Below are 5,956 nucleotides of genomic sequence, written 5' to 3'. Positions count from 1 at the left end.
AATTCAGTTGGGAGGATCAGATCTGGATAATCGCACAGCGGTTGTATCAACGTTATAAGGGATTCTCTGTTATTGATGAGATACGCGACATGCGGATAGATGGTGTGTCAGGTGGAGTAAGTGGTATTCCAGATGAAGCCATGACAAGAGGGGGCTACTGGCAGAGTCCGAACACAGCTTCACCGACAAAGAATCAAGGGGATTTAGATGCTGGCGGCCTACAGCGAGCATGTGATAGTGTATGGATCTTCTATAAGGGGAAGTCGATTCAACTTTCCTTCCTATCATTTGGATCGGAGGGTGAACTGCGCCGGGTATGCCACAACATATATAAATACCAGACACCTGGATCATTAACGGAAGCGGACGGCTATCGGATCAATCATATGAAGGACGGTTCGCGTGTCGTTGTGCTGCGTCCGCCATTTGCAGAATCTTGGTCATTCTTTGTTCGTAAGTTTGATACGCAGGTTGTATCACTTCAGCGGCTCATACGAGACAAGAACGCTGAGCTTCCTATTGAATTGCTTCATTTCTTAATGCGAGGAGCAAGAGTGACCGCTATCACAGGTGCGCAAGGATCGGGGAAGACGACTCTGTTAATGGCATTAATTCAATCGATTTATGCGTTCTATCCGCTTCGAGTACAGGAACAGGCTTTTGAACTGAATCTTCGTAAGTTATATCCCAGCAGGAATATCCTTACGCTCCGAGAGACAGACCGCATAGCGGGGCAGGCTGGTTTGGACGTACAGAAGAAGACAGACGGAACTGTGCATATTTTAGGTGAGGTGGCAACGGATCCGGTTGCAGCTTGGATGGTACAGATGGCTCAAGTCGCGAGCTTATTCACCGTCTTCACGCATCATGCCAAGACATTTCCTGATTTGGTGCTGTCGCTTCGGAACTCGTTGCTTAAGACGGGAATGTTCCATAATGAGTCGATAGCCGAGCAGCAGGTAAGCCAAGTGATTCACTTCGATGTTCATCTCTCTCGGGATGCCGAGGGCAAACGATATATTGAGCGCATTACGGAATGTATTCCACTTATTAGTCATAACGAAGGCGAAGAAACGATTGACAATCAAAGTGATGCGAACATGACATGGGATCGCTATATCGAATCCTCGCAGCGTGTGCACCGACATATGATGCGTACTCGATCCTTCACTTACCGAAATATTATCGAATATCATCAAGGCCGATATTACCTCGTGAACCCGATATCCGTAAAGCAGAGAGAAGCGATGGAAGCCGAAATGACTGCTGAGGATAAGCAGCGATTCCGCGATTGGCTTACTCAGGAGGGAGGATATCCGGTTGCTAGTTAGCAGCTTGTTACTATGGATTGCAAGCGGGGCAATAGCTGTCTCTTTCATGCTATGGATGTTGTCTAGAAAGTTAATGTCGACTGGGGTTGCGGAGAATAGGGTACGTGCCCATGGACATCAGAATGGAGTTACGGCCCTCACACAAGTGTATAAAAAACTACTGAGGGATGTCTATCGTTGGAGCATGAGAGTTCCTGTGCTCAAAAAGAAGACGGCGTCACTCCGACAACAGCTTGCACCGTTATACAGTTATGACGAGTGGCTATTGCGTGAGCGAACAGCCTCCATACTACTAGGGAGTGGAATAGCGATTCTCATTGCGCTCTCGATATTCGTCTCCTTCGATCAAAATCTGCTGTCATGGATCATGCTTATTGTTGTACTTAGTGTGGCGGAAAGTCTATATCGTGATGTTATGATCACACGTGCCGAAGTGAAGCTTCTTCATTTATCCTCCATGTTGATTGGGCACATGCGACATGCCTATCATCGGTACAAGATGGTGGATGCTGCATTGGAAGATACGATTGAACGCGCGCACCCGATGCTCGTACCACATTTACAGCGTATTGCGAAGTTGATTAGCGATCCCGATTCCGATTCCGCTATGGCTGCTTATGAGGATGCAGCTCCGAATCGTTATTATAAGATGCTTGGAGGCTTATCCAAGTTGGTAGCTGAGTATGGTGATCCGAAGGGAACAGATGGCTCTTCCTATTTGAAGGGACTTGCCATGATTGTTAGTGAAATGCAAACAGAGCTCGTTATGCGTGCGCGACTCGATTATCTGCTTGGGGGATTAAAAGCAATTGCCATTATCCCTATCCTATTCACAGATCCACTGGAAAAGTGGGCGACGACTTATTTTCCGTCAATGGAGTTGTTTTATCATTCGAAGCTTGGTTGGTGTCTGCAACTAACAGTTTTTTGTTCCGTGTTGATGTGCCATCGCATATTGCAACAGCTGCATTGGAGAAGCGCGATGGCTGAGGAACAATCACAGCGAACTGGGTGGATCAGAAGAGTGCTGGAGCAACGAATCATTCAAAGATTGCTGGATGTCTGGGTGCACAGTAGGCAGATCGAGTCGCTTAAGCGAGCTCAGCGCTTATTACATGAAGCGAACGAATCGATGACCTTAGGGCATTACTACGGCCGTCGTTTTCTTCACGCGATCACAACTAGTGGGATCTGCTTTGTGTTAATTGTCTCATTGCACTTGGGATCTACGCAATGGATATGGAATCAGCTGAATACCAAAACGCTAGAAGCGGGACTAAGTATGGAGTTAACTAAGCAATGGATACAAAGTTCCAACCCGGAGACAGGCAATCACGGACTTCAACTCGCTCTGAAAGCTGCGATTTTGAAGGAACACCCAGACTGGAGTTATCAACGAATCGAACAATCGACGAAGTCGCTCGTACCACTTGCTATATATGATCGTGAGATGAAAGTTTCATGGTGGGAAGTTCTGCTTCCATTCGCCGCTGGGTGGGGGGCAGTATTATGCATTTGTTATGATTCTGCGGATCCGCATTCGGATTCGACACTTGGATATGCGTACAGAGATCAGTCAAATGCAGTCTCTTTGCATGCTGCTGCGTGCTTTCGAGCGGATGACGGCTGAATCGATGATGGAGTGGATGAGTCGCTGCACGACTATGTTCCGCCGCCCCTTACAAGTGTGTCTGCTTAATTGGGAGAGTGGTTCGGATCATGCGCTACAACAACTGCGTATCCATGCGCCATATCCTGACTTCGTCAGGCTTGTGGATAAGTTGGAGCTAGCCCATAATCATATTCCGCTTAATGAGGCGTTCGATGATGCAGAGCAAGATTGGTTCTATGAACAGGATATGCTTAGACAGCATTATGAGACAAGTATCGAAGCCAAAGCAGGCTGGGGAAGGTGGCTGGGCTTCGCTCCGATGTATGCCTTAATTTTCTTGTACCTCGTTGTGCCCCTTGTATGGATGAGCGCAGAGCAAATGCGTTCTTCCTTTGAACAAATCCGATCTCTATAACGAAGGAGTGTATAAATTATGAATAATGCCCAATCTGCATTGAAGGTAGCAGCAGGAATTTTTCTTACCATAGCGCTAATTACGATTGTCGTGTTGTTGTTCGTTAGTGCGCAGGAAGCGACAAAAACGGCTCAAAATGAATTTTCATCGATCCAGACAGAGTTAAGCAAGGCATCGTTTACGGTTTATGATAATACATCGGTTAGCGGTTCTCAGGTCATTAATGCAATACGTAAATTTTTCAAGCAAGATCAATTCGGTATTCGTGTTGTAACTGGTAAAAATCGTGCGGGAAAATCGGATGGAAATCATTATGGATATTACGTGCTTCCGAACGGTGAGATTGCGGGGAACAATCGAAATGACAGCATTGATTTGGCATTGAATGAATCATCTGATAACTATGTGAATCCTAGCGGAAAGTTTAAAGCAAAGCTAATTGTGGACTCCAGCAACGTAACAAGAGGGATTGTATTTGAACAGCAGTAGGATTTGGGGGTGTCACCCCGAGTTTTCTTATATCCATATCTCCACAGTGGAACTAGGGAACTTATATTTTGGCATCAGCGCTTGTAAGGGGAGGCAGTATGCATAATGCGAGTCGAATAGCTGAACTAGCAGTAGCATCGATACTGTTTTTGGTAGCATTGACGGGAGCCTTACAACTTATTGAAAGTACGTCCTTTACGATTCGACAAGTAGATTATGCGAATCAAGTGAAGGATCGGAATGTTCGAGCTACGATGGAGCCCATGCGATCTAAGCCATTAACGGGGGCTGATGTCATTCTATTTATCAGTCAGTTGAGGGAGAATGTTGAGCTTGAGGTTGAAGGCATGGGCGTCAAATCTCCAATCCTCCTTGAGGATATTCAGTTCAATTCGATTTCACAAACGAAACAGTATCAACTTCATATCGAACGAAATGAAGATGGCGACATCCGTAAAATGATCTTCAGGTAGGAGGTATCGGATTGGGGAATGCAGTGGTTAAGCTGCTTGGTGTGATGATAGGAGTGCTGCTGCTCTTTCTTTACCCGATATTAGAATCATATCAGCAGCAGGATGATCTAACTGCGATGTATGTGCAGCGAAGTGCGTCTACATTCTCAGATGCCGTAAGGGATAAGGGAGTGATCACTCCTGTCATGTGGAATGATTTTATGGCGGAAATAGAGCGGACGGGTAATGTATATGATGTGGTTATTGAACATTATGAGAAAAAGTATGATCCGATCTATAGGGATCCCGTTCAAGTCAATACATTTACAGGGGACTATCTAATCCGTTACCAACTAAACAATAAAGTGATGCTAATGGAAAAGCTGTTTCCGGGAGATGGACAAACTGTTGAATCTCCATCCCGTACGTATAAGCTGAGCATTGGAGATTATTTCTACGTGTCCGTAAGCAATACGAATCGAACACGTGCGGCCATGATTATGGACTGGCTGACTGGCTCATTTGGCCCAACTGAACGGATTCGCATTCCTGTCGGAGGAATGGTACGAAATGAAAGTAGTTAAATTTTCAATACTCTTCGTTCTGATCTGTTTCCCTTTATTTTGGGTGAATAAGCTGCAAACAAGAGAGGAAGCGAGCAAGCTGCAACTTGAACTGAAGTATAATGACGCAATGAATCAAGCCGTTGATGATGCAGCCCGTACACTGCAAACATCTGCTGTGTGGAAGGAAGCGGAGGAAGGATATGAGTCACAGAAGCGGCTGGAACTGCGTCGTAATGATGCGGTTGATTCATTCTTTATGACGTTATTTCTTAACTTTGGTTTATGGAATGAGGAGAAAAAGCAGGATGAATTGAAGCGATATATTCCGGTGATTGCAATCATTGGCTATGATGGTGTTGATATGTATGCTGAGGATGAATATATCGGCCGAAATGGTGAATCCCAGATGCAGCATGTATGGAAGCCGAAGTTGCCTTATGGGTTTATGGATCAAGGAGGAAATGTGATCGGATTTACGTTAGATGACTTTGTTACCGTGTATCGTCCATCATCGGGGAGCTGGCTTTCAGGGTATCAGCGGGAGTTGAAAAGCACGGCTGCAGATGTTCCGATACTACAGGATGATCAGTTATTTGATGCGGTAAGACGTACGATAATCGTAGATACCATTCAACAGGCGCTGGCCAACACCATCAATGAACACAACGAACGGGCCATACGAAATGGTGTCTCCTATACGTTCACTTTGCCTTCCATTTCAGATGAAGAATGGCATAATACCATCAACGACGTGGGTGTTATGGCCTTTATACAAGGTTTGCCTCTAGGTTATTCCTCGTATAATCATTATGCTCTCGGTGGCTCGCGGCTGCTTAAGAGAAGCAATTATCACGGCGTAATCATGAAAGGTATTAAGTATGCATTCCCCGAAAAATGCGCTCCATCGAATGCTTTAGAATCCTATCATTCATCTGCTGATGCGGCCAAACAAGGTTATTTTTTGAAATCATGTCCCTAATGCGATTCCAATTCAATAGGGGGCTTGACTGTAATACATATCGCAAAGAGACGTTATAAACAACCGTCCTGAACAGTGAAGTGCACCCCTTATAGTAGACATTGGATAAACA

At 45.3% G+C, this 5,956-nt stretch carries 7 protein-coding genes; all 7 read left to right on the top strand.

What is annotated here, in order from left to right:
• A partial coding sequence (locus AZ66_RS25680; RefSeq protein WP_044357463.1) for an ATPase, T2SS/T4P/T4SS family occupies positions 1 to 1,331 on the top strand: 1,331 nt, incomplete at its 5' end.
• Positions 1,321 to 2,961, top strand: a complete 1,641-nt coding sequence (locus AZ66_RS25675) for a GTPase SAR1 (protein ID WP_156160082.1) — start codon at positions 1,321 to 1,323, stop codon at positions 2,959 to 2,961. The genes AZ66_RS25680 and AZ66_RS25675, both read left to right, overlap by 11 nt.
• A complete protein-coding gene (locus tag AZ66_RS31645; protein WP_156160081.1) occupies positions 2,927 to 3,358 on the top strand; it encodes a hypothetical protein in 432 nt (143 codons plus the stop codon). Before AZ66_RS25675 ends, AZ66_RS31645 begins: the two co-directional genes overlap by 35 nt.
• An 18-nt stretch (positions 3,359 to 3,376) precedes the next feature.
• Positions 3,377 to 3,847: a hypothetical protein gene (locus AZ66_RS25670; RefSeq protein ID WP_021253895.1), complete on the top strand. Its 471-nt coding sequence runs from the start codon at positions 3,377 to 3,379 to the stop codon at positions 3,845 to 3,847.
• Between the two features lie 98 nt (positions 3,848 to 3,945).
• Positions 3,946 to 4,320 (top strand): hypothetical protein, encoded by a 375-nt coding sequence (locus AZ66_RS25665; RefSeq protein WP_044357462.1) that lies wholly within the window; start codon positions 3,946 to 3,948, stop codon positions 4,318 to 4,320.
• A gap of 11 nt (positions 4,321 to 4,331) precedes the next feature.
• On the top strand, positions 4,332 to 4,883 hold the full coding sequence (locus tag AZ66_RS25660; protein WP_044357461.1) for a hypothetical protein: 552 nt from the start codon (positions 4,332 to 4,334) through the stop codon (positions 4,881 to 4,883).
• Positions 4,870 to 5,844 carry a hypothetical protein gene (locus tag AZ66_RS25655; RefSeq protein ID WP_044357460.1) on the top strand — a complete coding sequence of 325 codons (975 nt, stop codon included), beginning with the start codon at positions 4,870 to 4,872 and terminating at the stop codon, positions 5,842 to 5,844. The genes AZ66_RS25660 and AZ66_RS25655 overlap by 14 nt, the downstream gene beginning before the upstream one ends.
• Positions 5,845 to 5,956: the final 112 nt, after the last annotated feature.

This window comes from Paenibacillus sp. E194 (genome assembly GCF_000935845.1).
GTDB classification, from domain to species: Bacteria; Bacillota; Bacilli; order Paenibacillales; family Paenibacillaceae; genus Paenibacillus_B; species Paenibacillus_B alvei_B.
The sequence above is the reverse complement of the archived record's forward strand: the minus strand, read 5'-3'. Positions and strand labels throughout refer to the sequence as shown.